The organism is Polynucleobacter sp. 78F-HAINBA (genome assembly GCF_018882325.1).
GTDB lineage: Bacteria > Pseudomonadota > Gammaproteobacteria > Burkholderiales > Burkholderiaceae > Polynucleobacter.
In genome coordinates, this window is record NZ_JACVOQ010000009.1 from 19,482 (window position 1) to 44,344 (window position 24,863).

The 24,863-nt window shown below is 46.0% G+C and carries 33 protein-coding genes; 6 read left to right on the plus strand and 27 right to left on the minus strand.

All coding sequences use genetic code 11. The features are described 5' to 3' along the window. Positions 1-98 precede the first annotated feature (98 nt). The gene (locus tag ICN11_RS09035; protein WP_216230100.1) at positions 99-872 is read left to right on the plus strand and encodes an SDR family oxidoreductase; all 774 of its coding nucleotides are present in this window, start codon (positions 99-101) and stop codon (positions 870-872) included. Here ICN11_RS09035 and ccmI read toward each other — a convergent pair whose 3' ends face one another. The 17 genes from ccmI to ICN11_RS09120 all read right to left on the minus strand — a co-directional run bounded on the left by ccmI (position 873) and on the right by ICN11_RS09120 (position 13,289). Continuing rightward, positions 873-2,063: a c-type cytochrome biogenesis protein CcmI gene (ccmI, locus tag ICN11_RS09040; protein WP_216230101.1), complete on the minus strand. Its 1,191-nt coding sequence runs from the start codon at positions 2,061-2,063 to the stop codon at positions 873-875. Then, complete coding sequence (locus ICN11_RS09045; RefSeq protein WP_216230102.1) at positions 2,056-2,553, minus strand: cytochrome c-type biogenesis protein; 498 nt, start codon at positions 2,551-2,553, stop codon at positions 2,056-2,058. Before ICN11_RS09045 ends, ccmI begins: the two co-directional genes overlap by 8 nt. Before the next feature lie 2 nt (positions 2,554-2,555). Next, a complete protein-coding gene (locus ICN11_RS09050; protein ID WP_216230103.1) occupies positions 2,556-3,080 on the minus strand; it encodes a DsbE family thiol:disulfide interchange protein in 525 nt (174 codons plus the stop codon). Next, positions 3,077-4,996: a heme lyase CcmF/NrfE family subunit gene (locus ICN11_RS09055; protein WP_216230104.1), complete on the minus strand. Its 1,920-nt coding sequence runs from the start codon at positions 4,994-4,996 to the stop codon at positions 3,077-3,079. Before ICN11_RS09055 ends, ICN11_RS09050 begins: the two co-directional genes overlap by 4 nt. Then, positions 4,996-5,427 (minus strand): cytochrome c maturation protein CcmE, encoded by a 432-nt coding sequence (gene ccmE / locus ICN11_RS09060; protein WP_216179990.1) that lies wholly within the window; start codon positions 5,425-5,427, stop codon positions 4,996-4,998. Before ccmE ends, ICN11_RS09055 begins: the two co-directional genes overlap by 1 nt. Then, a complete protein-coding gene (gene ccmD, locus ICN11_RS09065) occupies positions 5,424-5,612 on the minus strand; it encodes a heme exporter protein CcmD (RefSeq protein ID WP_216230105.1) in 189 nt (62 codons plus the stop codon). The genes ccmE and ccmD overlap by 4 nt, the downstream gene beginning before the upstream one ends. Then, a complete protein-coding gene (gene ccmC / locus ICN11_RS09070) occupies positions 5,612-6,382 on the minus strand; it encodes a heme ABC transporter permease CcmC (protein WP_216179984.1) in 771 nt (256 codons plus the stop codon). Before ccmC ends, ccmD begins: the two co-directional genes overlap by 1 nt. Continuing rightward, positions 6,379-7,044 carry a heme exporter protein CcmB gene (ccmB, locus tag ICN11_RS09075; RefSeq protein ID WP_216230106.1) on the minus strand — a complete coding sequence of 222 codons (666 nt, stop codon included), beginning with the start codon at positions 7,042-7,044 and terminating at the stop codon, positions 6,379-6,381. The genes ccmC and ccmB overlap by 4 nt, the downstream gene beginning before the upstream one ends. Continuing rightward, positions 7,041-7,688, minus strand: a complete 648-nt coding sequence (gene ccmA / locus ICN11_RS09080) for a cytochrome c biogenesis heme-transporting ATPase CcmA (protein ID WP_216230107.1) — start codon at positions 7,686-7,688, stop codon at positions 7,041-7,043. The genes ccmB and ccmA overlap by 4 nt, the downstream gene beginning before the upstream one ends. Positions 7,689-7,871: 183 nt before the next feature. Beyond that, positions 7,872-8,282: a carboxypeptidase-like regulatory domain-containing protein gene (locus ICN11_RS09085; RefSeq protein WP_216230108.1), complete on the minus strand. Its 411-nt coding sequence runs from the start codon at positions 8,280-8,282 to the stop codon at positions 7,872-7,874. A 152-nt stretch (positions 8,283-8,434) separates the two neighbouring features. After that, positions 8,435-9,415 carry a zinc-binding dehydrogenase gene (locus ICN11_RS09090; RefSeq protein ID WP_216230109.1) on the minus strand — a complete coding sequence of 327 codons (981 nt, stop codon included), beginning with the start codon at positions 9,413-9,415 and terminating at the stop codon, positions 8,435-8,437. Between the two features lie 30 nt (positions 9,416-9,445). Then, complete coding sequence (locus ICN11_RS09095) at positions 9,446-9,898, minus strand: DUF2452 domain-containing protein (RefSeq protein ID WP_216230110.1); 453 nt, start codon at positions 9,896-9,898, stop codon at positions 9,446-9,448. A gap of 69 nt (positions 9,899-9,967) precedes the next feature. Then, positions 9,968-11,494 carry a cryptochrome/photolyase family protein gene (locus tag ICN11_RS09100; RefSeq protein ID WP_216863179.1) on the minus strand — a complete coding sequence of 509 codons (1,527 nt, stop codon included), beginning with the start codon at positions 11,492-11,494 and terminating at the stop codon, positions 9,968-9,970. Positions 11,495-11,520: 26 nt separating this feature from the next. Beyond that, a complete protein-coding gene (locus ICN11_RS09105; RefSeq protein ID WP_216230111.1) occupies positions 11,521-12,075 on the minus strand; it encodes a DUF3833 domain-containing protein in 555 nt (184 codons plus the stop codon). Further along, on the minus strand, positions 12,075-12,623 hold the full coding sequence (locus tag ICN11_RS09110) for a chalcone isomerase family protein (protein WP_216230112.1): 549 nt from the start codon (positions 12,621-12,623) through the stop codon (positions 12,075-12,077). The genes ICN11_RS09105 and ICN11_RS09110 overlap by 1 nt, the downstream gene beginning before the upstream one ends. A gap of 4 nt (positions 12,624-12,627) precedes the next feature. After that, positions 12,628-13,014, minus strand: coding sequence for a thiol-disulfide oxidoreductase DCC family protein (locus tag ICN11_RS09115; RefSeq protein WP_216230113.1), 387 nt, complete (start codon positions 13,012-13,014; stop codon positions 12,628-12,630). A 5-nt stretch (positions 13,015-13,019) separates the two neighbouring features. Beyond that, entirely contained in the window at positions 13,020-13,289 is a 270-nt protein-coding gene (locus tag ICN11_RS09120) for a TIGR03643 family protein (RefSeq protein ID WP_216230114.1), read from the minus strand. 59 nt (positions 13,290-13,348) lie between these two features. Between ICN11_RS09120 and ICN11_RS09125 the strand changes: the two genes are divergently transcribed. Together ICN11_RS09125 and ICN11_RS09130 are read left to right on the plus strand one after the other, a co-directional pair. Further along, positions 13,349-14,044, plus strand: a complete 696-nt coding sequence (locus ICN11_RS09125; protein WP_216230115.1) for an SDR family NAD(P)-dependent oxidoreductase — start codon at positions 13,349-13,351, stop codon at positions 14,042-14,044. A gap of 15 nt (positions 14,045-14,059) precedes the next feature. Beyond that, positions 14,060-14,440, plus strand: a complete 381-nt coding sequence (locus tag ICN11_RS09130) for a DUF2237 family protein (RefSeq protein WP_216230116.1) — start codon at positions 14,060-14,062, stop codon at positions 14,438-14,440. Positions 14,441-14,447: 7 nt separating this feature from the next. On the opposite strand, the gene ICN11_RS09135 is transcribed toward ICN11_RS09130, so the two are convergent. Together ICN11_RS09135 and ICN11_RS10805 are read right to left on the minus strand one after the other, a co-directional pair. Beyond that, positions 14,448-15,701 (minus strand): DASH family cryptochrome, encoded by a 1,254-nt coding sequence (locus ICN11_RS09135; RefSeq protein WP_216230117.1) that lies wholly within the window; start codon positions 15,699-15,701, stop codon positions 14,448-14,450. A 3-nt stretch (positions 15,702-15,704) separates the two neighbouring features. Then, on the minus strand, positions 15,705-15,884 hold the full coding sequence (locus ICN11_RS10805) for a DUF2256 domain-containing protein (protein WP_216230118.1): 180 nt from the start codon (positions 15,882-15,884) through the stop codon (positions 15,705-15,707). Positions 15,885-15,941: 57 nt separating this feature from the next. Here ICN11_RS10805 and ICN11_RS09145 point away from each other — a divergent pair, with 57 nt between their 5' ends. Beyond that, positions 15,942-16,838: a histone deacetylase gene (locus ICN11_RS09145; protein ID WP_216230119.1), complete on the plus strand. Its 897-nt coding sequence runs from the start codon at positions 15,942-15,944 to the stop codon at positions 16,836-16,838. Here the strand turns inward: ICN11_RS09145 and ICN11_RS09150 are convergent. Beyond that, the gene (locus ICN11_RS09150) at positions 16,822-17,442 is read right to left on the minus strand and encodes a hypothetical protein (RefSeq protein WP_216863180.1); all 621 of its coding nucleotides are present in this window, start codon (positions 17,440-17,442) and stop codon (positions 16,822-16,824) included. The two genes, ICN11_RS09145 and ICN11_RS09150, sit on opposite strands and share 17 nt — an antisense overlap. 224 nt (positions 17,443-17,666) lie before the next feature. Here ICN11_RS09150 and ICN11_RS09155 point away from each other — a divergent pair, with 224 nt between their 5' ends. Continuing rightward, on the plus strand, positions 17,667-18,497 hold the full coding sequence (locus tag ICN11_RS09155) for a transporter (protein WP_216230120.1): 831 nt from the start codon (positions 17,667-17,669) through the stop codon (positions 18,495-18,497). Between the two features lie 14 nt (positions 18,498-18,511). On the opposite strand, the gene ICN11_RS09160 is transcribed toward ICN11_RS09155, so the two are convergent. From ICN11_RS09160 to ICN11_RS09185, 6 genes are all read right to left on the minus strand, one after another. Further along, on the minus strand, positions 18,512-18,979 hold the full coding sequence (locus ICN11_RS09160; protein ID WP_216230121.1) for a potassium channel family protein: 468 nt from the start codon (positions 18,977-18,979) through the stop codon (positions 18,512-18,514). Positions 18,980-19,016: 37 nt separating this feature from the next. Next, the gene (locus ICN11_RS09165; protein ID WP_216230122.1) at positions 19,017-19,421 is read right to left on the minus strand and encodes a translational machinery protein; all 405 of its coding nucleotides are present in this window, start codon (positions 19,419-19,421) and stop codon (positions 19,017-19,019) included. A gap of 49 nt (positions 19,422-19,470) precedes the next feature. Next, positions 19,471-19,737 (minus strand): DUF1488 family protein, encoded by a 267-nt coding sequence (locus ICN11_RS09170; RefSeq protein ID WP_216230123.1) that lies wholly within the window; start codon positions 19,735-19,737, stop codon positions 19,471-19,473. A gap of 95 nt (positions 19,738-19,832) precedes the next feature. Continuing rightward, entirely contained in the window at positions 19,833-20,639 is an 807-nt protein-coding gene (locus ICN11_RS09175; protein WP_216230124.1) for a spermidine synthase, read from the minus strand. Between the two features lie 122 nt (positions 20,640-20,761). Continuing rightward, complete coding sequence (locus ICN11_RS09180; protein WP_216230125.1) at positions 20,762-22,468, minus strand: amidohydrolase; 1,707 nt, start codon at positions 22,466-22,468, stop codon at positions 20,762-20,764. Between the two features lie 41 nt (positions 22,469-22,509). After that, positions 22,510-23,283, minus strand: coding sequence for a hypothetical protein (locus tag ICN11_RS09185; RefSeq protein WP_216230126.1), 774 nt, complete (start codon positions 23,281-23,283; stop codon positions 22,510-22,512). A gap of 176 nt (positions 23,284-23,459) precedes the next feature. Between ICN11_RS09185 and ICN11_RS09190 the strand changes: the two genes are divergently transcribed. Then, positions 23,460-24,095, plus strand: coding sequence for an NAD(P)H-dependent oxidoreductase (locus tag ICN11_RS09190; protein WP_216230127.1), 636 nt, complete (start codon positions 23,460-23,462; stop codon positions 24,093-24,095). Between the two features lie 23 nt (positions 24,096-24,118). Here the strand turns inward: ICN11_RS09190 and ICN11_RS09195 are convergent, their stop codons facing one another. Continuing rightward, on the minus strand, positions 24,119-24,769 hold the full coding sequence (locus ICN11_RS09195; protein ID WP_216230128.1) for a cupin domain-containing protein: 651 nt from the start codon (positions 24,767-24,769) through the stop codon (positions 24,119-24,121). Positions 24,770-24,863 lie beyond the last annotated feature (94 nt).

Sequence of the window (24,863 nt, forward strand, 5' to 3'; positions counted from 1 at the left end):
TTTGCCATTATGCCCCGAGCCTAGTGATCGAGAGCGGAATGAATTCATTCGAATGAATTTGAATAAATTCGGGATAAGATTAGGGCTTTCAAAGAACCATGAGGATCACAATGAACTCAAGCCCCAACAAGGTAGCTCTAGTCACAGGAGCTGGGACGGGTATCGGCAAGGCTGCGGCAAAAGCACTTTTGCATGGTGGATTTCGCGTCGTTCTAACTGGTAGAAATATTGAAAAGCTCAATAAAGCCATTCAAGGCATTGGTGGAAGCAAGCAAAATAGCCTGGCAGTTGCTTGCGATGTAGGCAAGCCAGAGGAAGTAAAGCGCTTGTTTTCAACAATCCAAAAAGAATTTGGTCGTATTGATGTACTTTTTAACAATGCCGGCATAGGCGCTCCAGCTATACCTATGGAGGAGCTAAGTTACGAGCAGTGGATAAATGTCGTTAATGCCAACCTCTGTGGCGCATTCCTGTGCTCACAAGAAGCCATCCGCATGATGAAGGCGCAATCACCTCAAGGTGGCCGCATTATCAACAACGGCTCCATTTCAGCGCATGCGCCCCGCCCTATGTCAGCGCCATATACAACTACCAAGCATGCAATTACCGGATTAACCAAATCTATTGCCTTGGACGGACGCCCATTCAATATTGCTTGCGGTCAAATTGATATTGGTAATGCGGGCACTGAAATGACTATCCCGATGGCAGCCGGAATTCTGCAACCCGATGGCTCAAAAAAGGTGGAGCCACTCATGGATGTAGATCATGTTGGGCAAGCTGTCCTACACATGGCTCAGCTGCCTCTAGAAAGCAATATCCTCTCGATGACCATCATGGCAACCAATATGCCATTTGTAGGTAGAGGCTAATTAAGGTCTGACTTGGTTGATCATGAGGCGAGCATTGGTCGTGCCCACCTTGACTGTTTGGGGTGCAGATATCAAGTCGCCTGATTCTGGCATGGCCATTCCTGTTTTGGAGATGCGCACCTCAACCAATACTTCAGGTAATTGAGAGATTAAGGCGTTGGGACTCATCGCCAGAGCATCATTCAAAACAAAGTTCATCGGGAATGCAGCAACCGCAGTTTTGAGCACCGCTACTGGCATACGCTCACCTGGCTTACGAGCAATCACCATCAAAGTATCGCCCGCTTTAACTTTAGATTGCAGTTCGGAAGAGATGCCAATCTGTCCGCTCACCCCTTGGTTGCTAATCACCGGAGCGCTAGCTGGCGGCAGCCCACCCTTGCTACGAGCTTCGGCAATTGAAGCAGTAATTGCGCGAGTCTCATCTGTATCGGGTGGGAGCTGTTTTGCCAACTTCTCCCAAGACTGTACCGCTGCCTTATAGTTTTGTGCATTAAAGGCTGCAGTGCCAGAAAGCCACAGTGCCAGTAAATTATTCGGATCTAGAGCTAATGCCTTGTTAATCAATTGTTGAGGCTTGCCCGCAAAATTGCCATCTGCATTTGCTGCCAATACATCGGCATAGTCTGCTAATAATTGCGGGTCAGAATCGACAAACGATCCGGCGCGAGCGTAGGCATTGGCAGCCTCAGCATTTCGGCCCAAAATTCGATAGGAGCGCGCCAGCATAGCCCAGCCCTTCAAATTGTCGGGCTCTTTTTCCATCTTCGCAGCAAACTCTGCAACCATCTTTTCAACTGACTCTTGGGTCATGGGCTTTTCAGAGTTCTTTTCGGCAATTCGAGAAGCATCACCAAGGTAGAAATAAAAACCTGCTGAAAGCAAAACTACAAAGAGACAGATCCCAATGATAGTTTTCTTTGGTGAACCCAGGACAGCGAGATCATCCGCCTCATCCGTATCCTGAAAAAGACGCTGACGCATTTCTGCGTGAGCCTGCTCATAACTATCCGCATCAACAGTTCCAGCCGTACGATCAGCCTCAAGCTTGTCGAGCTCTTCCTTGTAAATGGCGGCATTCATCTGACGACGTGAAGTTGCAGAGTCTTTTGCTGGAAAAAATAATGGTCGTAGCAATAGGATCAGAACCAAGATCAACAAAAGGAGAGCTGGTATTAAAAAACTAGTCATGTGCATTTTCTGTTGAGCTGGATTTTGCATCCTGAAGTAGCGCATCAATACGACGGTTATCCTCAGCGGATAGCGTAGTACTCGGCACACTTTGATTTCTGCGGCGTAGATAAATCATTAGACCAATAATGCCGGCAAGCAAAATAACAAAGGGGCCTATCCATAGGAGCCAAGTAATCGGCTTGACAGGCGGACGGTATAGGACGAAGTCACCGTAACGCTCCACCATAAAATTCCGAATTTGCTCATCGCTCTTACCCTCAACAATCAGGACGCGAATTTCTCGGCGCAAATCATTCGCCAAATCAGAGCGTGAACCTGCAAGAGATTCATTCTGGCAAACCAGACAACGCATTTCTTCTGAAATAGCAATGAGACGCTGCTCGGTGACCGGATCATCCGCAAGCGGAGCTGCATCTTTAGCAGAGGCAATATTCGCTGCGCAAGCAAGCACAATCGCTGACAGAATGAGGGGGAGAAACTTTTTCAAAATCACTTGAGCTCACCCATCAGCGGAATAATCTTCTTATTCAATAAGTCCATCGTGATTGGGCCGATATGCTTGAACCGGATCACACCAGCCTTATCAATCACATAGGTCTCTGGAACGCCATATACGCCGTAATCAATACCTACTCGACCATTGGCATCAAATGCCGATAAAACGTAAGGGTTGCCTTGGCGAGCGAGCATAGCCATCGCATCATCACGCTTATCTTTGTAATCCAAGCCAATAATCGGTGCAACCTGTAACTTACCTAGCTCAACTAAAACGGGATGCTCTTCACGGCAAGCAACGCACCATGAGGCCCATACATTCAAAATCCAGGGCTTGCCTTTCATGCTTTCGGGCGAAAAGGTTTTTTGAGGATCTGCCAATTGAGGCAATTCAAAAGCAGGAGCTTGCTTACCAATCAAGGGCGAAGGCACTTCATGGGGATCACGATTTAAGCCTACCGCTAGAAATCCAACCAAGATCACAAACAAGAGGAGTGGAATTAAAAACTTAGCCTTCATGCTGCGACTTTCTTCAACTTCATGCGATAGCGCTTATCCGACATTGCCAATACGCCACCCAATGCCATCAACAAACAACCACCCCAAATCCAATCAACAAAAGGCTTGTAATAGACACGAACAGCCCATGCCTTGTCTTCCAACTCTTCCCCTAATGAAACGTAGATGTCTCTAGTGAGACCCGCATCAATTGCCGCCTCAGTCATTGGCATAGTTGAAGAGAAGTAGCTGCGCTTTTCTGGGTACATTGTGGCTTCGAGTTTTCCATTACGGGTTAACAAGAAAGTGCCTTGCATTGCTTTGTAGTTTGGACCAGGAACAGCGCTGACACTCTTGAGCTGAATGTCATAACCACCAACACTGACGCTTTCACCTGCAAGCATACGTACATCTTTTTCTTCTTGGTAAGCACCCACCATCGTGACGCCAATCACGAACACAGCTATACCTAGGTGCGCTACTTGCATTCCAATAAATGAACGCGTTGGTTTACCCGCTTTTGCCTGGCGAATAATCTGCAGAACGCCTGAAGCAATCACCCAGAAGGCCAATAAGAAACCAAGACTGCTAAGCCAGGTAAATTCGCCCATCACGAATGGAATCAAAGCTGCGGCAATCACCGCCACCAATACTGCAATCCATAAGCGCTTGATCACATCCAATAGATTGGAGTTTTTCCAACTAGTCCAGGGTCCAATACCCATCAGCACCAACAATGGAATCATGATGGGCACAAAGACGCTATTGAAGTATGGGGGCCCTACTGAGATCTTTCCCAGATGCAAGGCGTCAATCAGCAAGGGATAGAGCGTACCCAACAGCACGGATGCCGCAGACACCACCAAGAAAACATTACCAAGCAAGATAAAGGTTTCGCGCGAAGTTAAGCTGAACTTACCGCCAAGCGTGCTTTTGGGAGCGCGCCAAGCATAGAGCGTTAATGAAGAGCCAACTACCAAGACCAAGAAAATCAAAATAAAGATACCGCGCCTTGGATCAGTCGCAAATGCATGAACTGAAGTCAGAACTCCCGAGCGAACCAAGAAGGTCCCCAGAAGTGACAGTGAGAAAGCAGTAATAGCTAGCAACACTGTCCAACTCTTGAATCCGCCGCGCTTCTCAGTTACAGCCAATGAATGAAGTAATGCGGTACCTACGAGCCATGGGATGAATGAGGCATTCTCAACGGGATCCCAGAACCACCAACCACCCCAACCCAATTCGTAATAAGCCCACCAGGAACCTAGTGCAATACCGAGCGTCAGAAATACCCAGGCAGCTGTTGTCCAAGGACGTGACCAGCGGGCCCAGGCAGCATCAAGGCGACCAGACAGCAAAGAAGCGATGGCAAAGGCGAATGCTACTGAGAAACCAACATAGCCCATGTAGAGCATTGGCGGATGAAACACCAAGCCCGGATCCTGCAGAAGCGGATTTAACGAGCGACCATCTTGCGCAGCTGGCAAGAGTCTTTCAAAAGGATTGGATGTGGTGAGCACAAATAAGAGTAGGCCTGTGGTTACCAAACCCAAAACACCAATCACGCGAGCAACCATAAACTCATCGAGCGATTTAGAAAGTTGAGCAACTAAGAATGTCCAAGTAGATAACAGGAAGATCCAAAGCAATAAAGAACCTTCATGACCACCCCATACCGCGCCTAGGCGATAGATGACAGGCATCTGCGAGTTTGAATGTTCTGCTACATAGAGGACAGAAAAATCATTTGAGTAAAAACTCCAGGCCAAAATCACAAATGCAATGGCGAGCAAAAGGAAAACTGTTTGCGCAGCTGGCCTAGCCAACAAAATCCATTCGCGACGACCCTGATGTGCACCAACCAATGGAAGTATTCCTTGAATAATGGCGATGCATAAAGCGAGGATTAATGCGTAATGCCCAAACTCAGGAATCATTATTTATTTCCGTTTTTTTGAGCTTGCTCTAAAGCATGCTTAGCCTCTGGAGGCATATAGTTCTCGTCATGCTTAGCCAATACTTCGCTAGCAACAAATTGTCCATCTGGATTAAGGCGACCTTGAATGACCGCGCCCTTACCCTCTTTAAATAAATCCGGAAGGATGCCGGTGTAGGCCACAGGAATATCCTTCACCATATCGGTAATGACAAAGTGCACCGTTAAACCATCTCGCTTAACGGATCCATCTTTGACCATGCCACCAATTCGGAAAACTTGACCAGCAGGTGATTTGCCCGCAGCCACCTCACTTGGAGTGACATACAAAGCGATATTGCTATTAAGGGCATTCAAAATAAGAACTGCTGCAATGCCGATAGCAATGAGTGCGCCAACAATAATGGCTGCCCGTTTATGTCTTGGCTTCACTTGCTACCCTTTTGATCAAACTGCTCCGCCATTACTTCACGCTGAAGTCTACGAACGATCGCTTTATGGCGTGCGCGGACAGCTAGAGGCTCTAAAAAGAGCACTAAGGCGCAAACGCCAAAGCTGCACCATACATATAGTGCGTAACCACCCATCGCAAAGAATTCAGCTGGACTATTCCACATTAAGGCTTCACCTCGTTTAATTGCTTAACCCAGTCAGTATGGGCCTCGCGCTCCAAAATGATGGCGCGGACACGCATTAACCCTACTGCGATTGAGTACATCCAGAAGCATAAAGCCATCAAGAGCATTCCCCAAAGCATGGTCTGAGCCATAGCCGGGGCCTTTGTTAATGAAACGGAGGCGCCTTGATGCAAGGTATTCCACCATTTCACTGAAAAATAAATGATAGGTACGTTCACCACGCCAACCAAAGCCAAGATGGCACCAGCTTTATCTGCACGGCGAGCGTTATCTATAGAAGCTTGCAAGGCGATAAATCCAAGATACAAAAAGAGCAGAATTAATTCAGAAGTTAAACGCGCATCCCATACCCACCAGGCACCCCACATCGGCTTACCCCAGAAGGCACCAGTCCAAAGAGATAGGAATGCCATCCAAGCCCCAATCGGAGCCAAGGCCTGCGCCATCATGGCGGATAGACGGGTATTAAATACCAAGCCCAAGCCCGCCCAAGCGGCCATGACTAAATAGATGAACATGGACATCCAAGAAGCAGGAACATGGATAAAAATAATACGGTAACCCTGACCCTGGACTGCATCTACTGGGGCCACAAAGAAACTCACCCACAAGCCGGCAACTCCAAAAATAACAGTGAGTGCCCAGAACCAGGGAATCATTTTCCCAGCCAGCGGATAAAAAGTGCTCGGGCTCGAGAACTTAAACCAGTTCATCACGCGACTAGAAGATAAATTATTTACATTACTCATTCGATAGCAATCTTGACTGCATTAGCACTAACCCAAGGCACAAATGCTAATGCCAAAATGAATAAAGCGCCTAATAGTGAAAAATGTCCTGTGATATCAAGCCCTACACTGCTAGCGTAGACGGCACCAGCGCCAAAAATTAATACGGGGATATAGAGCGGCAAGATCAGAAGACTCATCAATACACTGCCGCCCCTCACCCCTAGAGTTAGGGCTGCACCAATAGAACCCAGTAGAGATAAAACAGGCGTTCCTAACAATAAGGCTGCCATCAATACCTTTAAAGACTGAGCATCCAAATCAAACTGAATACCAATTACCGGCGCCAGCAAGACTAGAGGCAGTCCGCATACCAGCCAATGGGCAACCACCTTACCAAACACTAATGCCGTAAACGAATTCGGGGAAAGAACCAATTGTTCCAAGGTGCCATCCGCATAATCAGCTGCAAACATCCGCTGCAAACCCAGTAATGTAGAAAGTAAAGCAGCAACCCAAATCACGCCAGGCGCAATCTTTCTCAGTAAAGCAGTATCAGCACCAATGCCCAGCGGAAAGAGGCTAGTCACAATCACAAAGAAAAATAATGCGGTCAACACCTCGCTCTTGCGACGCATTACCAACAATAGATCGCGATGGACGATGGTAATAAAGGCGTTCAAAGATCTAGCACTCGCAGACCAGGAATGGCTAAGGGCTGATGACTTGTCAGCACTGCCAGCCCACCACTCTCAAGATGCTCTGCTATTAAGCCCTGCAACTCCAGCACTGCATGAGTATCTAGAGCATTAAAAGGCTCATCCAAAATCCAAACTTGTGCGCGTCGTGTCACCATCCGTGCCATCAAGACGCGTTTTTTCTGGCCAGCAGATAAACAATTGACAGGCAGATCTTCGCGCCCTTTGAGACCAAATCGCCACAAGGAAGTAAAGGCATCCTGCTCGGAGAGAGTGATGCCATCAATTGCAGCGTACATGCGCAAATTTTCTAGGGAACTGAGATCTTCTTTCAAGGCATCGCGATGCCCTAAAAACAAAAGCTGACTGTGATAATCCGATGCTTCTTTTTTGATGGAGTCGCCACTCCAAAGAACCTCCCCAGACTCTGGGAAAGTCAGACCGGTGAGCAAGCGCAATAGGCTCGTTTTTCCAACGCCGTTCTCACCACGGATATGGAGGCATTGGCCAGGTAATACCTGCAGGCTCAGCCCAGAAAATAGCTCTCGCTCACCCCGCACGCAGGTGATCTCACGAGCCTCAAGGGTCGCGACTGCTGATGGTGGAAAGGAGGAATTAGTGGCTGTCATCGAAAGAAATGGCCTGAATCAAGCCACCTCAGGCATTGTCCAAGACCCACTTAGGGCTGTCAAACGACCTAAAACAGCATTTATAGAATAAATTTCTTTGAATTCAAGCGCTTAGCTGATTATAGAGGCTATTCAAGCAAACTCAGCAGACTCTACTACCCAGGATTACCTGTAACAAGAGTCTTATTTCCAAAAAATAGCCAGTTTTTGAGGTGCAGAAGCCTGAATGCTGACAGATCTCTTCTGGATTACCCCTTGGTAAGAAGCCTCAATCTGATATTGACCAGCATTCAAATTAATCAAAATATAAGGGCCATCTGCTTGCGCATCAAATATCACTTGATTCTGGGAATTCACAATTTTGATCTTTGCCCCAAAAATCCAAACTCCGCGACCATTTTCTAATTGCGACAACTCCAGCAGCAAGGGCCACTGCTTTGCCTCCGCCAAAATCGATTGCGACTCTTCTTCGCCTACCCCGCCAGAGATATAAGAAATTCCTTGTGAATATTGCGTATCGGGAATTTGAGCAAGCACCACCGAAGAAGTAACAATGCAGACCGCAGACAGAATGGATTTGATGTAGAAGTTCATGTGAGCCTCTTTTGATTAGCGTGAGTACTTCCACTTCATTCTACAGTTAAGCCAATCAGTTTAGTAGCTTGAGGAAAAAGCAAAAAGCCCCACTGCATCAGCGGGGCTTTTAAGCAAACAATACTAGTTAGTTATATATTCAACTACCTAAATTAAGGTGTAATCACAATCACACCTGAAACTTTTCTACCCTCAGCTGCCTTATGTGCTTCAGCAGATTGCTCAAGAGTGAACTTAGCACCGATCTGTACCTTTACACGGCCTTGCGCAATCGCATCAAATACTGCGCGAGCATTTTCTTGAAGCAACTCTGGAGTAGCGTTATGTGGGAACACAGAAGGTCTTGTTAAGAAGAGGCAGCCCTTCTTATTGAGAATCTCTGGATGAATTTCTGGTGCCGGGCCAGAGGCGGCACCAAACAAAGCCACCGTGCCAAATGGTGCAGCACAATCTAGCGATCCCAAGAAAGTGGTCTTAGCAACTGAGTCATAAACCACATTTGCTTTGCGCCCACCTGTTGCCTTAATGACTTCCTCAACCCAATTGGGTTTTGAGTAATCGACCACAGCATCGCATCCCGCTTCTTTCGCTGCGGCAAACTTGGCTTCAGACCCTACGGTGCCCACTACAAAAGCACCTAATGATTTTGCCCAGCCTGCTAGGATTTGGCCAACACCGCCAGCGGCAGCATGCACAAGCACAACGTCACCAGCTTTAACTTTATAGGTCTTTTGAATTAAGTATTGCGCAGTCATTGCTTTAAAAAATACAGCGGCAGCAACTTCATCAGACACATTGTCTGGAACCGACACGAGCTTATTCACCGCAACATTGCGTGCACTGGCATAAGCACCGATACCAGCGTTCATGTACATCACGCGATCGCCCACCTTAAATCGAGTGACACCTTCACCAAGCGCCTCAACCACACCAACTGCTTCGTGACCAAGGCCCGTTGGTAATTCAAGTGGATATACACCCGAGCGCTGATACACATCGATAAAGTTAAAGCCGATTGCAGTTTGACGAAGTTGTACTTCGCCTTTTCCGGGAGCTGGCAGTTCTTTATCGATTAATTTAATTACGTCGGCGTTACCGAGTTCTGAGAGACTAACAATTCGAGCAGTTGTCACAAGTCACCTTATTATTTTTATTTAGAAAAATTATCTTACCGTAACAGCAGAAGATGGGATCTCTTCATCTTCAACGATAGCCCAGGTACTATCACCGAGCTTTTTAACTGCCATGACATAGGTCCAAGAATCAGGAATACCGCAACTCCATTGATCGGGGCCATTTTGGATCAACACATTTGTACCAATGCGGCTATCGAAATACAAGTGATAAGTTTTGCCGTGCAGAGGATTAAAACCAAATTTAGCGCTGTGCACCATTTCTGTTGCGTCCAATCTTGCTTGAAGAGCGCGTGCCTGCTTCATGAGTACTTCAGCCTGCTCCATAATGCGGTCATATTCAAGCTTGGCATTTTGGCGCGCTACATTAACTGCCTTGTCTTTCTCTTCCAAGACTTTGATTGGCGCAAATACGGGCGCACCCACCTCCATGGGATATTCAATGCCAGCATGCCGTGCTGGATCGGTGTCTTCTATTCGCATTGCAGTCTTTAAGCTATTGATTTAATTGGTCAAAGTGTGACACAAAACCCAGAACCTTGCCGCCCCTGCTTACAGCGCGTTCAGATTGCCCAAAATGGTCTTAGCATGCCCCTGAATAGACTCTTGATCTGCATCGCTAATGCGGGATAAATTAGCCGTCATCAAACGGGTACGCGGGCTTGCCTCAAACTGCTTGCGATGGTTAATGAGAAAGTTCCAGTAAAGGGTGGTCATTGGGCAAGCGCTCTCCCCAAATCGGACATCGGGCTTGTATTGGCAAGAGTCGCAATAGTTGCTCATTCTCTTGATGTAAGCGCCACTTGCAACATAAGGTTTGCTCGTGAAACGACCACCGCTGGCGAACAAGGCCATACCAGCAGTATTGGGCAACTCCACCCACTCGATCGCATCGATATAAATAGCCAGATACCAATCGCACACTTCCTTGGGCAAAATTTCTGCGAGTAAGGCGAAGTTACCAGTAACCATCAACCGCTGAATATGATGGGCATAGCCGTACTGCAGAGTTTGCCCAATGGACTCCTGCATACATTTCATCTTGGTATCGCCGGTCCAATACCAGCCCGGCAAAGAGTTCTGGTGCTCGTAAAAATTGTCTTCGGCCATTTGCGGCATGTCAAGGTAGTACATGCCACGCACAAATTCTCGCCACCCCAAGATCTGACGAATAAATCCCTCTACGGTCGCTAACTCTAGGTCATATTTTTTCCAGGCAAGCAAAACGGCATCGATGACTTCTCTGGGATTAAGTAATTTCAGATTGAGTGAACTTGACAGCAGCGAGTGCCAACCAAAAGGCGTATCCGTCCACATCGCATCTTCATAAATCCCAAAGGTCGCCAAACGGTGCTCAACAAACCCCTCAAGAGCTTGAAGTGCCTGTTGACGAGTCACCGGCCATTGAAAGTGGGCTAGTGAGCCAGGGTGATCCGGATAGCTCTCCTCCACCTCAGCCAGAACAGTTTGTGTGATGGTGTCTGGTTCGAATAATTCAGGTGGGGGGATTAAACCAGGGCCTTTCTTTGGAAAGGGCTTGCGATTGTCTCGATCAAAGTTCCACTGGCCACCTTCAGGGCTCCCTTCTTTATCGACCAAAATATTGTGAGTCTTACGCATCAGTCTATAGAAATACTCCAGACGCAATTCTTTCTTACCAGCAACCCAATTAGAAAATTCCTGACGGGAGCAATAGAAATGTGGATCCTCCTGCATTTCTAATTCAATGTTCAATTCAGAAGCCAATGCTTCAATCTCACACTTGAGTCGATATTCCCCGGGCTCAAGACAAACTAAATGAGTACATTTTTCTTTTTTAATAATTGCTCGTAGCGTTTCGCCAATGGATTTAGGAGACTGCTTGATATATTGCAGCGGTATACCAAGCTCTTCTAGCTCTTTAGCAAAGTGGCGCATTGCGGATAAAAACAAAGCAATTTTTGCCTTATGAGACCAAACATACTTGGCCTCATCCGCAGACTCAATCATGATGATCTGATCGGCCTTGGGGTTGAGTTTTTTTATTACCGGGCTATTGATATCTAGCTGATCACCCAGAACCAGAACAAGCTTCTTCAAATATTTATCCTCACTAATTGCCAGACTTAGCGCTTGTAAAAGCTCAGGGTAACCTCGCCAAGATCAATACCAAATTTACTCATCTTGGCTTTATTCAGCATCACCTTAGGCGTTACAAGGTACATCCAATCATTGAATTGCACGTGATAAATAGTGCCATCTACCGGCAATTCCAAGGTGTAAGCCCAGGTGAGCGCATTACCCGCTGACTCACCTAGGGCATCCCCAACTACATCATCCGCCCTACCAATATATTTGCCGGGGGCAGTTTCAGTCAAAGTCCAAATGCGCTTTTGCTTAGCACCATCGGAGTATTCGAAGCTCTCATCGAGAGTACCCACTTTTTTACCGTCAATGACTTTCCACTGGGCAACCAAGAGAACGGTAAATCGTTTCTTAACCTCACCACTACGGTCAGTAAAGATTCCATAGGCATCTATCGTACCGTTGAAGTATTCACTAAGGTCTAAATTGGGTTTCTCATTTGCATACTGCGTTACTGATGGTGAGGAGCAGCCAAATAAAGCGAATGCAATCAAGCAAACGCTCAACAACTTTGAAAAGAAATGGATATTGCGCATTAACATGCTCCCGAAATAAGGGGTGGTGGGCAACCTTGCCCTAATAATTCTGTCCTGAGTTTTGGCGCACTCGTTTTTGAATCTAACCAAATACCAAAAAAGGCTTTTGCAAAATCAGCACCCTGAATTTGCGATATCTTCTTGCCTTCATAAAAGAAGCTGGTGCCCTGCTTAGGGATATAGACAGCTGCAATAGTCTGGCCAGGCTCCACATTAGGAAGAATGCCGGCTAACTCCTTGCCCCAAGCTGTTGCCTGGGAATCGGAGACGCCTAAATTTTTCATCTCTTCGGAAGTACGGTTGGCAATTGCTTCGCCGGTGAATGACCTCTGATATTTCAGCTCGAGAGCGAATTCTTGAGAATCCTTGGCGGTACCACGATATAGATTGGCATCGTAAACATGAAAGCCCCAAAAGTTGAGTCTGCCCAAGCCCTGCAATTGGACTTGACCCATCATGCTCTTAATATGTGGCGGCTCCTTAGCGAAACTACTTGGAGTAAGTACACCGAGAGCTAAAGTAATTACCAATGCACAGGAGAGCTTCATATCTTTACCCTTTTCTATTTACTAGCCGTAAAGCAAGGGGCCCAAACAAGGCTGAGATCGCATGGCGATGCTTTGCGAAAAATCGATAGCCGACATTCCAAAAAGGTTTGAGTGCTGGTCTAGAAAAAATCCATGCCAATTTAGGCAGATTAGCTCGACTATAGGCTGCTGAAAATACCTCAACCCCTTGGATCAGCTCACCATCCTCATATTGCGCACACATCGAAGCCAAAGCTTGGTCGCAAGAGGCGCCGACACGATCAGGAATATATAGATCCGAATTGATATCGACAAAGCTGAGTAAGCCTGCTTGATTACGCCCAGAGAGAAACTGAATCTCTGCCTGACATAAAGGACAAAGGCCGTCATAGAACATCGTCAGCTTTTTCATGATGCTTATTTTTGCTTGTACTGAGTTGCGCAGTAAGCGCGGTTAATCAATTTACTGCGAAGAGCCACATGCTTAGTTGCTCTGCCAGTTACCCGCTTACGCCACAATTCAAATGAGTTACGTTTAAGTTGTTTTCTCATCAAAGCAATCACTTGGGGCTCCGAATACCCAAAAGTAGCCTCAATAGCATCGAAAGGCGTGCGATCTTCCCAGGCCATCTCAATTAACCTCGAGAGATCCGCTTCTGAAAGCGTTTGGGGTAGTCGTGTCGTCATCGAGCAAGTTTAAGACTTATTCAATAAACTGGCTGAACCCCTATTCATTCGTCCCATTCATGTCATTAATTCCCAATTCTTTCCGCGCACTCGTGATTGGCTCCTCAGGAACCATCGGCTCTGCCTTTGTGGAATTACTAGAAAATGATCCGGCATGCTTAGGGGTAATGGGAATTCATCGAAACTCTACCAGCCCAATTGATTATCAAGATCTGAGCACCATTGAATCTGCGGCGAAGGCCCTCTCAGATGAAGCGCCCTTTCAGCTCATCATCAATACCATCGGCATATTGCACTCTGCAGATTGGATGCCAGAAAAGAGGCTGGACGATCTCAATGCCGAACAATTGCAGATGTTGATGCAAATTAATGCCATCGGACCTGGATTGACTATCAAACACTTTTCCAAGTTGCTCGACCCCGCTAACTCTGTCATGGCAACACTCTCCGCCAAGGTCGGGAGCATTGAAGATAATCGTCTCGGCGGGTGGTACAGCTACCGCGCTTCTAAGGCAGCATTAAATATGCTGATCAAGACAGCATCGATTGAATTTGCAAGAACCAAACCCAACACTGCTTTGGTGGCAGTACATCCAGGGACAGTCAACTCTCACCTATCAAAGCCTTTCAAGGGCGAGCAAATTGGCAGACCTCCTTTGGATGCTGCGCAAGATATGCTTAATGTCTTACTCTCACTAAACAAAGAAGATTCAGGGACGTTTATTAGCTATTCCGGCGAACAACTCCCTTGGTAAATACAGAAAGTTTCTATGCAATATGACATCACCCTTAATGTTTTAGGGCAACCACTAGTTCCCTGCTCCTTTGATCCTTTAACTGGATTTTTTAGGGATGGCTGCTGCAAGACCAATGAGCAAGATGCGGGGAGTCATTTGGTATGCGCAATAGTCAGTAATGACTTTTTGCAATTTAGCCTGAAGCGTGGCAACGATCTAATTACCCCAAGGCCCGAGTACCAGTTTCCAGGACTGATTGCAGGTGATCAATGGTGTCTATGTCTTAATCGCTGGATCGAGGCTCTAGAAGCTAACTGTGCGCCAATGATTAAGCTGGAAAGCACTCACATCAAAGCTTTGGAGAAAGTCTCTCTAGAGGTGCTTGAACAATACGCAGCAGTTGAACAGCTATAAAACTCTACTAAGACGAGAGCCAAAGCTTGCGGTAGATTTCTTTAGGATCGTGATCTTGAGTTTGCTTGGCCACATTGAAGGGTCTACCTCCCCTAGGGTCAGTGCCACGTCCAGCGATATACAGCCAATTACCCTGATTGCTGTAAACGTCATAGTCTATTAACTGGGATTCAAACCAAGCTGCGCCAGCACGCCAGTCGCCCTTCATATCGTATATCCAGTAACTTGCCACAATCTGACGCATCCGATTGGAGAGATAACCGCTTTGGTGTAATTCCCGCATACCCGCATCCACTAGTTCAGTGCCGGTATTGCCGGTGCGCCATTGCTCAAAGCTGGGTGCGTAAGATGGTTTTACCGGCACACCGGTTAAGCCACTAGCGCGATACAACTTCTGACCATACTTAAAGTGAATAAAGCGGAAATAGTCACGCCATAGTAATTCAAACCAAAGCCAATAAGTACCATCATTGGCGCCATGACAATTCTCATACTCATTCAGTTGCGCAGCAATGTCGCGTGCTGTGATGCAGCCTAGGGCAAGCCATGCTGAAAACTTACTAGAGTAATCCATGCCAATGAGCTGATTACGAGTCTCTTTATAACTATCAGGCAAACGCCGCTCTAGGTATTGCTTCAAGTGAGCGCGCGCATGGCTGGCTCCCCCTAGTAAATAGGGATGTGAAACTGCCTGAGTTCTTGAAGGCAATGTTGAACCCGGAGGCAAAGCTGCCGGTAGCGATGGAATTTTCTTAGGGACATTGATGGGCTGGGCGAACTTGAGCTGTGCTTTCTCAACCTCCTGACGAAATGCAGTAAATACATCAGGCATTTTTTCCAACTCAAATGGAAGGCTTTGCGGATCTAACATGCTGGATTGCCAATACTCTTTTACATCAGCGCCCTGCTGTTGCAAAATTCGCACTTGCTCAATTTCTTCGGGCGCTTCGATTTGTTCGCAATATATTGCTTGTGCAGATGTATCTTTGAGTAAGCGCAGTAGCACCTGTGCTGACTTGCCAGAAAACTCCAACAAGTCTGAACCCTGTGCACGTAACTGAGACCTCAAGTCATCCAGGGATTCCCTCAAGAAAGCCTGCCGATGTGGCCCTTGTCGCTCAAAACCATAAACCGTTTCTTGCTCCTTTGAGTCATGCACATACACTGGCAGAAGATGATCGGCGTTTAAACAGGCCTGCGTAAATGCTGGGTTATCCGCCAAACGTAAATCATTTCGAAACCAGTAAATCAATGTCCGCATAGATTAAGCCTCAGTCTTGCTGCTAGACTTTTTAGAGCGACAGGCATCAGAGCAATACTTGACCTCATCCCAGTTTTTAGCCCAAGACTTACGCCAGGTCATCTCTTTGCCGCAGACGAGGCAAGTCTTGCTAGGCAAAAATGATTTATTCCCCTTAAAACCTGCTTTTTCAGATCGAGACATACTTACCTATAGAAAAACGAATAGACTCTTGTGCATACCGCATAAGTGAGATAGCCCTTGAAAGCTTTTTATACCGACCACTATGTTTTACCACTTCCACCGGGACACCGCTTTCCGATGGAAAAGTACAGTCGGCTACGAGACCTAGTCACCAATCTAGAGGGGGTCGAACTTGTCGAGGCGCCAGCCGCTACCGATACACAGATTCTCTATGCCCATGACCCTCACTATCTAATTAAAGTCATTTCAGGAGGTCTTAGTCCAAAAGAGCAGCAGGAAATTGGTTTCCCTTGGAGTCAATTGATGGTGGAGCGCTCTAGGCGCTCAGCTGGCGCTACTGTCGTAGCTGCCAAAGCCGCCTTAAATGAAGGCTTAGCAGCAAATCTTGCAGGTGGTACACACCACGCCTATCGCAATATGGGTAGTGGCTTCTGCGTGTTTAATGATTCCGCAATTGCAGCAAGAGTATTGCAAAAAGAAATTCATCCAAAACTCAAGGTAGCCATTGTGGATTTAGATGTGCACCAAGGTAATGGCACAGCATCCATTCTGCAAAATGATGCTTCTATATTTACCCTCTCCATCCATGGTGAAAATAATTTCCCATTCACCAAAGAGCAGAGTGATTTAGATATTGGGCTACCCAATGGATGTGAAGATAGCGATTACCTGAGCGCTCTTAATCAAGGCTTGGAAACGCTCAATAGATTCAAGCCGGATTTCATTATTTACCTGGCTGGGGCTGATCCACATGAAGGAGACCGCCTAGGCAAACTCAGTATTAGCAAAGATGGCATGCGCCAAAGAGATGAGTGCGTCTTTCAATATGGTGCAGACCGCCAAATTCCAATTGCCTTCTCAATGGCTGGCGGGTATGGAAAAGAGATTTGCACTACTGTAGACATTCATCTCCAGACCATTCAAACTGCGCTCAAATTTACTGCCGCTTCTTAAGTAAATTATTGAGTGTCTTGGCATCATTGAGTTGTTGATCAACTAGATACAGCGTTCCGCCATAGTTAGCCTGCAAATCGTAGCCTTTAAGCCCAACCGTATAAATAGTGATGTAAGAATTAAATGAGCGGATAGTGCCGCCAGAACCCGCAGAGAAATTTGCGTCAACGTCTATGCCACCACGCTGTCCATCAATTGAAGTTAATAAGAACTGATCAATGGCATCCGTATTTTTAAAGATGATGACTTGGTACTGCTGCTGATATCCAGCACCAATACCTTCACCGGTTTTCATCGTCTCCATAAAGACCAGCTCAGGACGACGTTTATCAATGAGTACACCCTCACCCCTAGCAAGCACCAGCAATACAACATTCACATTAGTTGTATTGAAGACAGCATATCCAGAAGCAGCTTCGATCTCTTTTTTAATAGCTGGACTTTCCTCAATTAAAGAAGCTAAGCCCGTCTTCGACATCGCTAGAGTAGCCTGTCGTTTCTGCAGAATTTCTTGCTCGGTCAAGGGCTTTCCATCACTGCCAGTTGACTGACAGCCCGCCAGAATCAATGCACAAAGAACAGCCAACAACCTTAAGAGCAGCAAAATAAAGCCTTAAATGAGAAAAATTAAAGTCCACAAAACTTATAGAGAATATGGAATTAAACATAAAAACCATATTTTATATGGTTTAGAGAATCAATATTGGTAGGCGATGATCGTAAATACCGACCAAAATCATCGCCTTTATAGCAAGCACTAGCTAAAATACGAGCGCTATGTATTTCGTTCGAGCCACCCTTCTTTTATGCACCCTTTTCACGTCATTTATGACGTGGGCAGTCGACTTGCAACCCAACGATATTGTTGCCCCACTGCCTAATAAAAATTATGTAACAGTCAGTTACCTGAATACTGGAAACTCCACGCTATATAAAAATGGGGCGGCACAAGCCGGCAACCCAGTCATTGATACGCAGAGTGCAATTTTTCGTGGGACCAGAACATACGATCTTGGCAGCCTGCCAGCAGTCAGCTTTATTCAAATGCCTTACGGATCCATCCAACCTGCGGGCTCACTAGCAAGCCAAGCAAGCGCTACCGGGGTTGGTGACCTCACTATTGCAACGGCCATATGGCCGTATCACAACAGAGCCACCAGAACCTACCTTGGCTTAGCGGGATATCTAATCAGCCCAACCGGCAGCTATTCCAGTCAGCGCGCTTTTAATGTTAGTGAGAATCGTTTTCGCACGGACTTGCAGATGGGTTTTCAAACGCCGATCACTTCTAGCATAGATGGAATGATTGCAGTCGACACTATGTGGTTTGGGGGCAATAGCCAATGTGCAGCCACCTGCAATTCGTTAACCAATGTATCGCTAAACCAAAAGCCTCTAACCACTACACAGCTTGGCCCCATTTATCGTATTAATGAAATTTTCACCGTAGGGGCGTCATACTTTTATGTAGCAGGCGGTGCGACTTCAATCAACAATAACTATATGAATAACGTTGCAAACACACAAAGATTTTTATTAAGCGGGCAAGCGCACACGCCAATCGGTAGATTCTCACTGCAGTACGGACGTGATACGGAAATTAAAAATGGCTTCGTTCAAAACCGCTTGCTTGCCATTCGACTCATGAAAGAGTTTTAAAAAATAAGTCCGGCTTATTTATATTGCTTAGTCTGAGTATTTTTGTAAGTGGTCCAGTATTTCTGCATCTCAATGAACAAAAAGGAAGCAGACCAGGTAATCAAGATGAAGCCTGTCAGCGCCTCCACCCCAGTGAGATACCTCAAATAGCCCTGCGCCACGATCTCCCCATACCCCAAAGTGGTAAAGGTAACGAAGGATAGATAAGCGCAATCGAGCAACATGCCATGTCCTGAGAGATTGCCAACAAGACCTCCCATCACAGGAAATTGCAAAGTAAAGAAATAACCTAAGGCAAAAAGCCAGATTTCAAGGACGTGGGCAATAAAGATAGAGCCGACGCCTACGAGAACTCTAAAACGCGGTGCAATATGAGCCAACTTAGGTAGCAATCTATCTAGCTGAAAAAGCGCCTCGTAATGAAGCAAAATCGCTAGGAGCGCTAGAGAAGCATTGACGATGAGGGCAACAATGAGCAACATAGATAAATTATCCCCCATTTGCAGGGGGATAAAAAAATCAACCGGTAATGATAGTGTCGCCCTTTAAAGCATCAACCCTGGCAAAGTATTTTTTAGCATAAGCCAGCAACTGACCATCACTTGGATGATCAACAGTCTCAATGCCAACTACTTTTTCAGCAATACCATGATCATGCTTAGTAGCATGCTTCATTAAATCCAATTTTGCAGATCCTGGACCCACAATCAAAATCTCTTTAGATTCCATAACCGCTTGAATGACTTCATGCAAATAATGTTGATCGGGTTCAGCACGTGCACCACTGACTGAACCACTTTTGTGATGCACATTTTTATGGGTAGACCGAGTCTTAATAACTTCACTCTCACTTGCGGTGGGATTGAAATAAATAACGTGGGCTTCTTGATGATCAATCCAAATAACTGAGTGATTAAATGACATATTTTCTCTTTCTAAATAAAAAACGGGGTACTACAACAATAAAAAATAATTAATCCAAGATCAGATCATGGCTAAATAAGTGAACAGCGCCATCAATGGCATGACCATTCAAAATCTTTTGCTCTGCTATGGAGAGCAACTTTAATTGATGGGTCTTAAACAATTGCAAGGCATTTGTCTCAACACCATCAGGATCTAAATCTTGTAGGGCCTCATAACTAAAGCTGCACTTCAGAGGCTTACCTTCAAGGATTGCTGGATAAGAGACATCGCCGTTTTCTAAAACGGCTGCAGGACCAACAAATTCAAGCTTCATGGGGGCTCACTTTATTAAAAATAATCAAATAACTCTAATATTTTGAACCTAATAGGAAGAGTGTACTTGATACACATCAACTTAATCACCCTTAACTAGCGTGCATCCAGCTTTCGTTGGGTTAAAAAGTTCTGAGCAGTTCTGGCGAGATGAATATCGTGAGCTTTACTTAAGCTTGCAGATCGCTTCAGGAGATCCTCTGATGGAGTGCTGAGACTCAAGTCTTTACATACGAATAGAATTTGATTCATTCGATCATCTTCCACCACCAAGACGGATGGATACTCAAAAACCCGATCAATTCGCTCTTGGTACACCTGATTGAGCCCTGCTGCGCCAGAGAAATTAATTACCAAGACACCGTTGGGATTTAAACATGCTAGGCAACTAGCATAAAAATCCTCGCTGCATAGTTGGACTGCCTGCCCCAACTTGGTATAACCATCAACAAGCAGTACATCAAATTTCTCTTCAGTGTCCCGCAAATACGCTGCACCATCAGCTTCCAACACCTTAAAGTGAGCGCTATTTACTGGGACATGAAACTTATTTTTGAGAGCAATTACTTTGGAGTTATTTTCCAAAACTAAGATAGAAGCGCCCGGCAAATAATGATGGCAGTATTTGGCGAGTGATCCACCCCCCAAGCCGATCATCGCAATACTCTTGGGATTTTCATGGAACAGCAAAAAGCCCATCATGGTCTCGGTATAACTTACCACCAAGCGAATAGGGGCCTGCATATCCATCAGACTTTGAGTAGACTCGCTATCAAAATAGAGCGCTTTGAACTTCTTACTCTCGACGATATAGGGCTCGCCGTCAGTACCGTCAAACCTTTCTTTTAATTTAGAGAGGCTCTCTTTAAGGCTTTGGATTCCTGCTGATGGGATGAGAGACATCCCCAATCATAAAGCCCCTAACCCCTCCCCCACTTTAGATGACATAGTTCGCCATTATTTAAAGTGAGGAAAACACCCGCAGCAGCAGGTGTTTAAACAAAACCTACTGTAGTGAACCAGGATTACTTTAAGCTCACCTGCTTGCCGTCAATCCAAGTTCCGCTCACCTTGATATTGCGAATTTCTGCTGGCGGAGTCTTGCGGGGATTCCTTTCAAGCACAACCAAGTCGGCCTGCTTACCCACTTCTAAGCTACCTACGATATTGTCAGCAAAGATTTGATACGCAGCGTCGATAGTAATCGCACGAATGGCATCATCAACAGAAACCGCTTGAGTTGGCCCAAGGACCTTTTGTGGAGGCAGTTGCCATAGGCGTGTTACCTCTTCACTGACATAGTTCAAAGGCCCGACATTGGAAACTGGCGAGTCACTATGCAGCGTAAATTTACCGCCCGCACGCTTAAAGTCTCCGGCTGGATCAATTCGTTCGGCACGCTCAGACCCAATGATGTGGTTACTAAAGGCTGCACCCCAGTAATCAACGTGGCCAATAGTAAAGCTTGGTATTACGCCCAATGTGACTGCCTTTTTAACGTGCTCTGGATGATTAACCGTGAAATGCTCAATACGCAAACGACGTTCCTGCGGCTTAGGATTACCCGCCAATAACTTGGAATAGCTATTTAAAGCTTGATCAATCGCTTTATCACCATTTGAATGTGAAGAAATTTGCCAGCCTTGATCAAAATACGACTTCATAGAAGCATAAATATCTGCATCTTTAAAGTTGAGTGAACCACTCCATTTGCTATCTTTGGGATAGCTATATGGCTGATTGAGCGCGGCGGTTAAACCTTGAGTAGATCCATCAGTAATGTATTTAACGCCAATGAAGCGCAGCTTATCATCGCCATCATTGGGCTTAATAGCTTTATATCCAACAGGTAAAGTCTCGCTAAATAAGTATCCGCGCACCCGAATAGGTGATGCATTCTTCGCAAAAATACCCTTATAAATTGCGATCTCTTTATCAACACCAAAATTACCACCCACACTCATATCAGATGCTGTTGTTACTCCGGTGGATGCCATTTTCTTCATGGTGCCCTCAATAGCAGCAAATAATTGCTCTTCCGTTGGGTTTGGCATTTTGGCCATAAATGGCAAATAAGTCGGTGGCTCCACCAGCTTGCCAGTGAGCCGACCCTTTGCATCCTTCACATAAATGCCGCCGCCAGCAGGATTTGGAGTTTTATTGGTAACGCCTGCAATCTCCAAAGCCTTGTGATTGACGTAGCCGATATGGCCGGATTGGTTCACGATAAAAATAGGAACGGTGGTTGATACCTTATCTAAATCGTCAGCAGTGAGTTCTGCCATAAATGGGGTTGTACGTGATGGATCAACACCAAAGCCAAATAACCAACCACCAGCAGGCACATTCTTCAATCCTGCTTTCATTTTCTGAATTAAAGTTTCTTTAGTGTCATAAGGCAAAGTAAAGTTACTTAAATTTAATCCTAAGCCTTCAAAGACTGCAGTCACCATGATGTGCACGTGTGGCTCTACAAATCCTGGCATCAGTGTTTGACCCTGAAGATCAATTATCTTGGTAGCGCTAGCCTGCCACTCCTTGGTGACCGCATCTTTAGTGCCAACGGCAACAATCTTGCCGTTTTGGACTGCTAATGCTTGCACTTCTTCATTTTTGGCATTTACCGTAACAATCGGGCCGCCAAAAAAGATGGTGTCAGCATTGCCTTTTGCAAAAGTGGCTGCGCATTGTGTCATCAGCAGTGCGGTCAATAACTTGGGTGCGAATTTCATATTTACTTCCTAAATGTGAGCAGCGATTATTTGAGACTTACTTAAAACTTAAATGTCACAGCCACTTGCGGGCCCAACATAGTAGTTTTTTGCAAAACGCCACCGTCTTTCATATCGTAGTAAAGCGCGCGGTAAGTTAATGAGGCATCAATCAAGCTACCAAACGTCTTGCCCACGCCAGCCATTGCCTGCCATGTGAGATTGGTGGTACCACCACCGCTACCGATATCGCCATAGAACGGCACATACCAAGTGGAATCTGAGATGCGATAGCGACCTTTTACGCCAACGATTGGGTCAACAGTGGAGGTAGTTTTTGATACAGTTCCAACACCGCCTACATTTAATGTTGCCGTTGCATAAATTGCGCGCGCACCAAATAAGGCGTCTACATAGACATCTTTAGTGTTGGCAACTGTATAGGTTGCGACGCCAGTAAGAATTGTTTGCTGAACAGTAACTTTATCGCCAAGTGATCCGCCTTCAACTGGAATGGCTCCAGTTTTTTGTAGGGTAGCGGAGATCACATCACCCATGAGACCCCAGCTCCCCTTATGAGCCTCAGCAGAAATCATGCCGCCCGACTTAAGGGCACCCAATACATTGCTTGTCGTAAAGTCTGCCGACTTAGCAAGCCCACTATCAAGACCAAGAGTTCCTTTAATGCCTGTAGCCCATAGATAGGGGGTTACTTCAAAGCGCCATTCAGTTGAAATCTTTGGGATAGGAGATGACTCCTCAGCAGCATGCGAATGGGTGGCGAGCAAAGCTAAGGCAAAGATCCCTACAAGAATCTTAATGAGAGTATTTTTCATAATGGGCAAATGAATCAAGCTGAATTAAAAAGATGCTAAAAATTACAATGGCTATTTTAAAGGGCTTTGTACCTTAGACGGCATATTACAAACCCCAATAACCCACTCAATCTGCAAAAAATCTGACCCTACACTACACTGAGCTCAGTGCCCACATACACTGTAAAAGGAAAAAAATGAGTCTAATAGATAAACTGCAGTGGCGCTATGCTACTAAAAAAATGGATGCATCAAAACATGTCCCGGAAGATAAAATTGATCTCATCCTTGAAGCCATTAGATTGACTGCAAGCTCAAGTGGACTTCAGCCTTATGAGGTAATTGTTATTACGAATAAAGGCATTCGCCAGAAGATTAGAGCAGCCGCTAATGATCAATCTCAAATAGCTGATTGCTCCCATTTACTTGTTTTTGCAGCGTGGGATAACTACACTGCAGAACGCATCAACGCTGCATTTGATATGACTGAGTCCATCCGCAACTTTACGAGCGAGTCTGGCACTGCATATCGCCAAATGCTTCTCAAAGTATATCCGGCTCGAGATGCCGAAACAAACTTCACCCACGCAGCTAAGCAAGCCTACATTGGCCTGGGCACAGCCTTGATTGCTGCCGCCTATGAACAAGTTGACTGCACTCCCATGGAAGGCTTTAATCCAAGCGCAGTAGATGACATTCTGGATCTACCGGCCAAGGGTTTACGCAGTGTGATCTTACTTCCCCTGGGATATCGGAATGCCGATGAAGATTGGCTCGTCAAGCTCAAAAAGGTACGAAGAGCTAAAGATCAATTTATATCTTGGATTAAATAAAGCGATATCAGCTTGCATTCAACCTATATAAGGTGCCCAGTCTTAACAAAGATTGTGCAACCTTCTTTGCTAAAGGGTTGATGCAAGCTCATGTGGGGGCTCCTAATCCATGAGCCCGCAGGATAGCGCCCATGCTCATCCTCGAACACACCCTCCACAACAAAAATTTCCTCGCCACCATAATGCTTATGTGGATTGAAATAGGTTTGAGGTGCCCATCTCACCAATGTAGACCCTGTACCCTGCCTCATGAGCGGCATTACCGTTAAACCGGGCACCATCCCCTGAAACCATGGCGCAACATGCGTATCCACAACCTCACGCTCAGTCTGCTCAGCCCCAATATGCCTCAACTTGACGAAAAGAGTACAGCCACCCTCACTAAAAGGGGTATGAGATGATCCCGGGGGATTCATGATGTAGGTGCCAGCTGGATAGCTACCAGTCTCATCACTAAACACCCCCTCTAAAACCAAGATCTCTTCTCCAAATTCATGGGTATGGCTTGGAAAATTCGCTCCAGCTTCGTATCGAACGATCGAGGTAGCTCTTGCCACCTCATCGCCCTGGCGATCAAGCATGCGTCTCTCAACACCCATTGTGGGGCTTGAGGCCCACGGCAGATCATGATGATTAAGCACTACACGCTTACTGTAGTCAGAATGAATATCCATAAGAATCTTTGCGCTAATTAACTGTTAGCTATAAGAATAACAATGGAACAGAATTGCTGCTCAAAAGAGAAAAGCCACCCGAAGGCGGCTTTCC

Excerpts from the sequence above, each read along its gene's own strand:
- ICN11_RS09035 (WP_216230100.1), top strand. The coding sequence starts at position 99 with ATGAGGATCACAATGAACTCAAGCCCCAACAAGGTAGCTCTAGTCACA.
- ccmI (WP_216230101.1), bottom strand. The coding sequence starts at position 2,063 with ATGACTAGTTTTTTAATACCAGCTCTCCTTTTGTTGATCTTGGTTCTG.
- ICN11_RS09050 (WP_216230103.1), bottom strand. The coding sequence starts at position 3,080 with ATGAAGGCTAAGTTTTTAATTCCACTCCTCTTGTTTGTGATCTTGGTT.
- ICN11_RS09055 (WP_216230104.1), bottom strand. The coding sequence starts at position 4,996 with ATGATTCCTGAGTTTGGGCATTACGCATTAATCCTCGCTTTATGCATC.
- ccmD (WP_216230105.1), bottom strand. The coding sequence starts at position 5,612 with ATGTGGAATAGTCCAGCTGAATTCTTTGCGATGGGTGGTTACGCACTA.
- ccmC (WP_216179984.1), bottom strand. The coding sequence starts at position 6,382 with ATGAGTAATGTAAATAATTTATCTTCTAGTCGCGTGATGAACTGGTTT.
- ccmA (WP_216230107.1), bottom strand. The coding sequence starts at position 7,688 with ATGACAGCCACTAATTCCTCCTTTCCACCATCAGCAGTCGCGACCCTT.
- ICN11_RS09085 (WP_216230108.1), bottom strand. The coding sequence starts at position 8,282 with ATGAACTTCTACATCAAATCCATTCTGTCTGCGGTCTGCATTGTTACT.
- ICN11_RS09095 (WP_216230110.1), bottom strand. The coding sequence starts at position 9,898 with ATGCGAATAGAAGACACCGATCCAGCACGGCATGCTGGCATTGAATAT.
- ICN11_RS09105 (WP_216230111.1), bottom strand. The coding sequence starts at position 12,075 with ATGCGCAATATCCATTTCTTTTCAAAGTTGTTGAGCGTTTGCTTGATT.
- ICN11_RS09110 (WP_216230112.1), bottom strand. The coding sequence starts at position 12,623 with ATGAAGCTCTCCTGTGCATTGGTAATTACTTTAGCTCTCGGTGTACTT.
- ICN11_RS09115 (WP_216230113.1), bottom strand. The coding sequence starts at position 13,014 with ATGAAAAAGCTGACGATGTTCTATGACGGCCTTTGTCCTTTATGTCAG.
- ICN11_RS09120 (WP_216230114.1), bottom strand. The coding sequence starts at position 13,289 with ATGACGACACGACTACCCCAAACGCTTTCAGAAGCGGATCTCTCGAGG.
- ICN11_RS09125 (WP_216230115.1), top strand. The coding sequence starts at position 13,349 with ATGTCATTAATTCCCAATTCTTTCCGCGCACTCGTGATTGGCTCCTCA.
- ICN11_RS09130 (WP_216230116.1), top strand. The coding sequence starts at position 14,060 with ATGCAATATGACATCACCCTTAATGTTTTAGGGCAACCACTAGTTCCC.
- ICN11_RS09135 (WP_216230117.1), bottom strand. The coding sequence starts at position 15,701 with ATGCGGACATTGATTTACTGGTTTCGAAATGATTTACGTTTGGCGGAT.
- ICN11_RS10805 (WP_216230118.1), bottom strand. The coding sequence starts at position 15,884 with ATGTCTCGATCTGAAAAAGCAGGTTTTAAGGGGAATAAATCATTTTTG.
- ICN11_RS09155 (WP_216230120.1), top strand. The coding sequence starts at position 17,667 with ATGACGTGGGCAGTCGACTTGCAACCCAACGATATTGTTGCCCCACTG.
- ICN11_RS09160 (WP_216230121.1), bottom strand. The coding sequence starts at position 18,979 with ATGTTGCTCATTGTTGCCCTCATCGTCAATGCTTCTCTAGCGCTCCTA.
- ICN11_RS09165 (WP_216230122.1), bottom strand. The coding sequence starts at position 19,421 with ATGTCATTTAATCACTCAGTTATTTGGATTGATCATCAAGAAGCCCAC.
- ICN11_RS09170 (WP_216230123.1), bottom strand. The coding sequence starts at position 19,737 with ATGAAGCTTGAATTTGTTGGTCCTGCAGCCGTTTTAGAAAACGGCGAT.
- ICN11_RS09175 (WP_216230124.1), bottom strand. The coding sequence starts at position 20,639 with ATGTCTCTCATCCCATCAGCAGGAATCCAAAGCCTTAAAGAGAGCCTC.
- ICN11_RS09180 (WP_216230125.1), bottom strand. The coding sequence starts at position 22,468 with ATGAAATTCGCACCCAAGTTATTGACCGCACTGCTGATGACACAATGC.
- ICN11_RS09185 (WP_216230126.1), bottom strand. The coding sequence starts at position 23,283 with ATGAAAAATACTCTCATTAAGATTCTTGTAGGGATCTTTGCCTTAGCT.
- ICN11_RS09190 (WP_216230127.1), top strand. The coding sequence starts at position 23,460 with ATGAGTCTAATAGATAAACTGCAGTGGCGCTATGCTACTAAAAAAATG.
- ICN11_RS09195 (WP_216230128.1), bottom strand. The coding sequence starts at position 24,769 with ATGGATATTCATTCTGACTACAGTAAGCGTGTAGTGCTTAATCATCAT.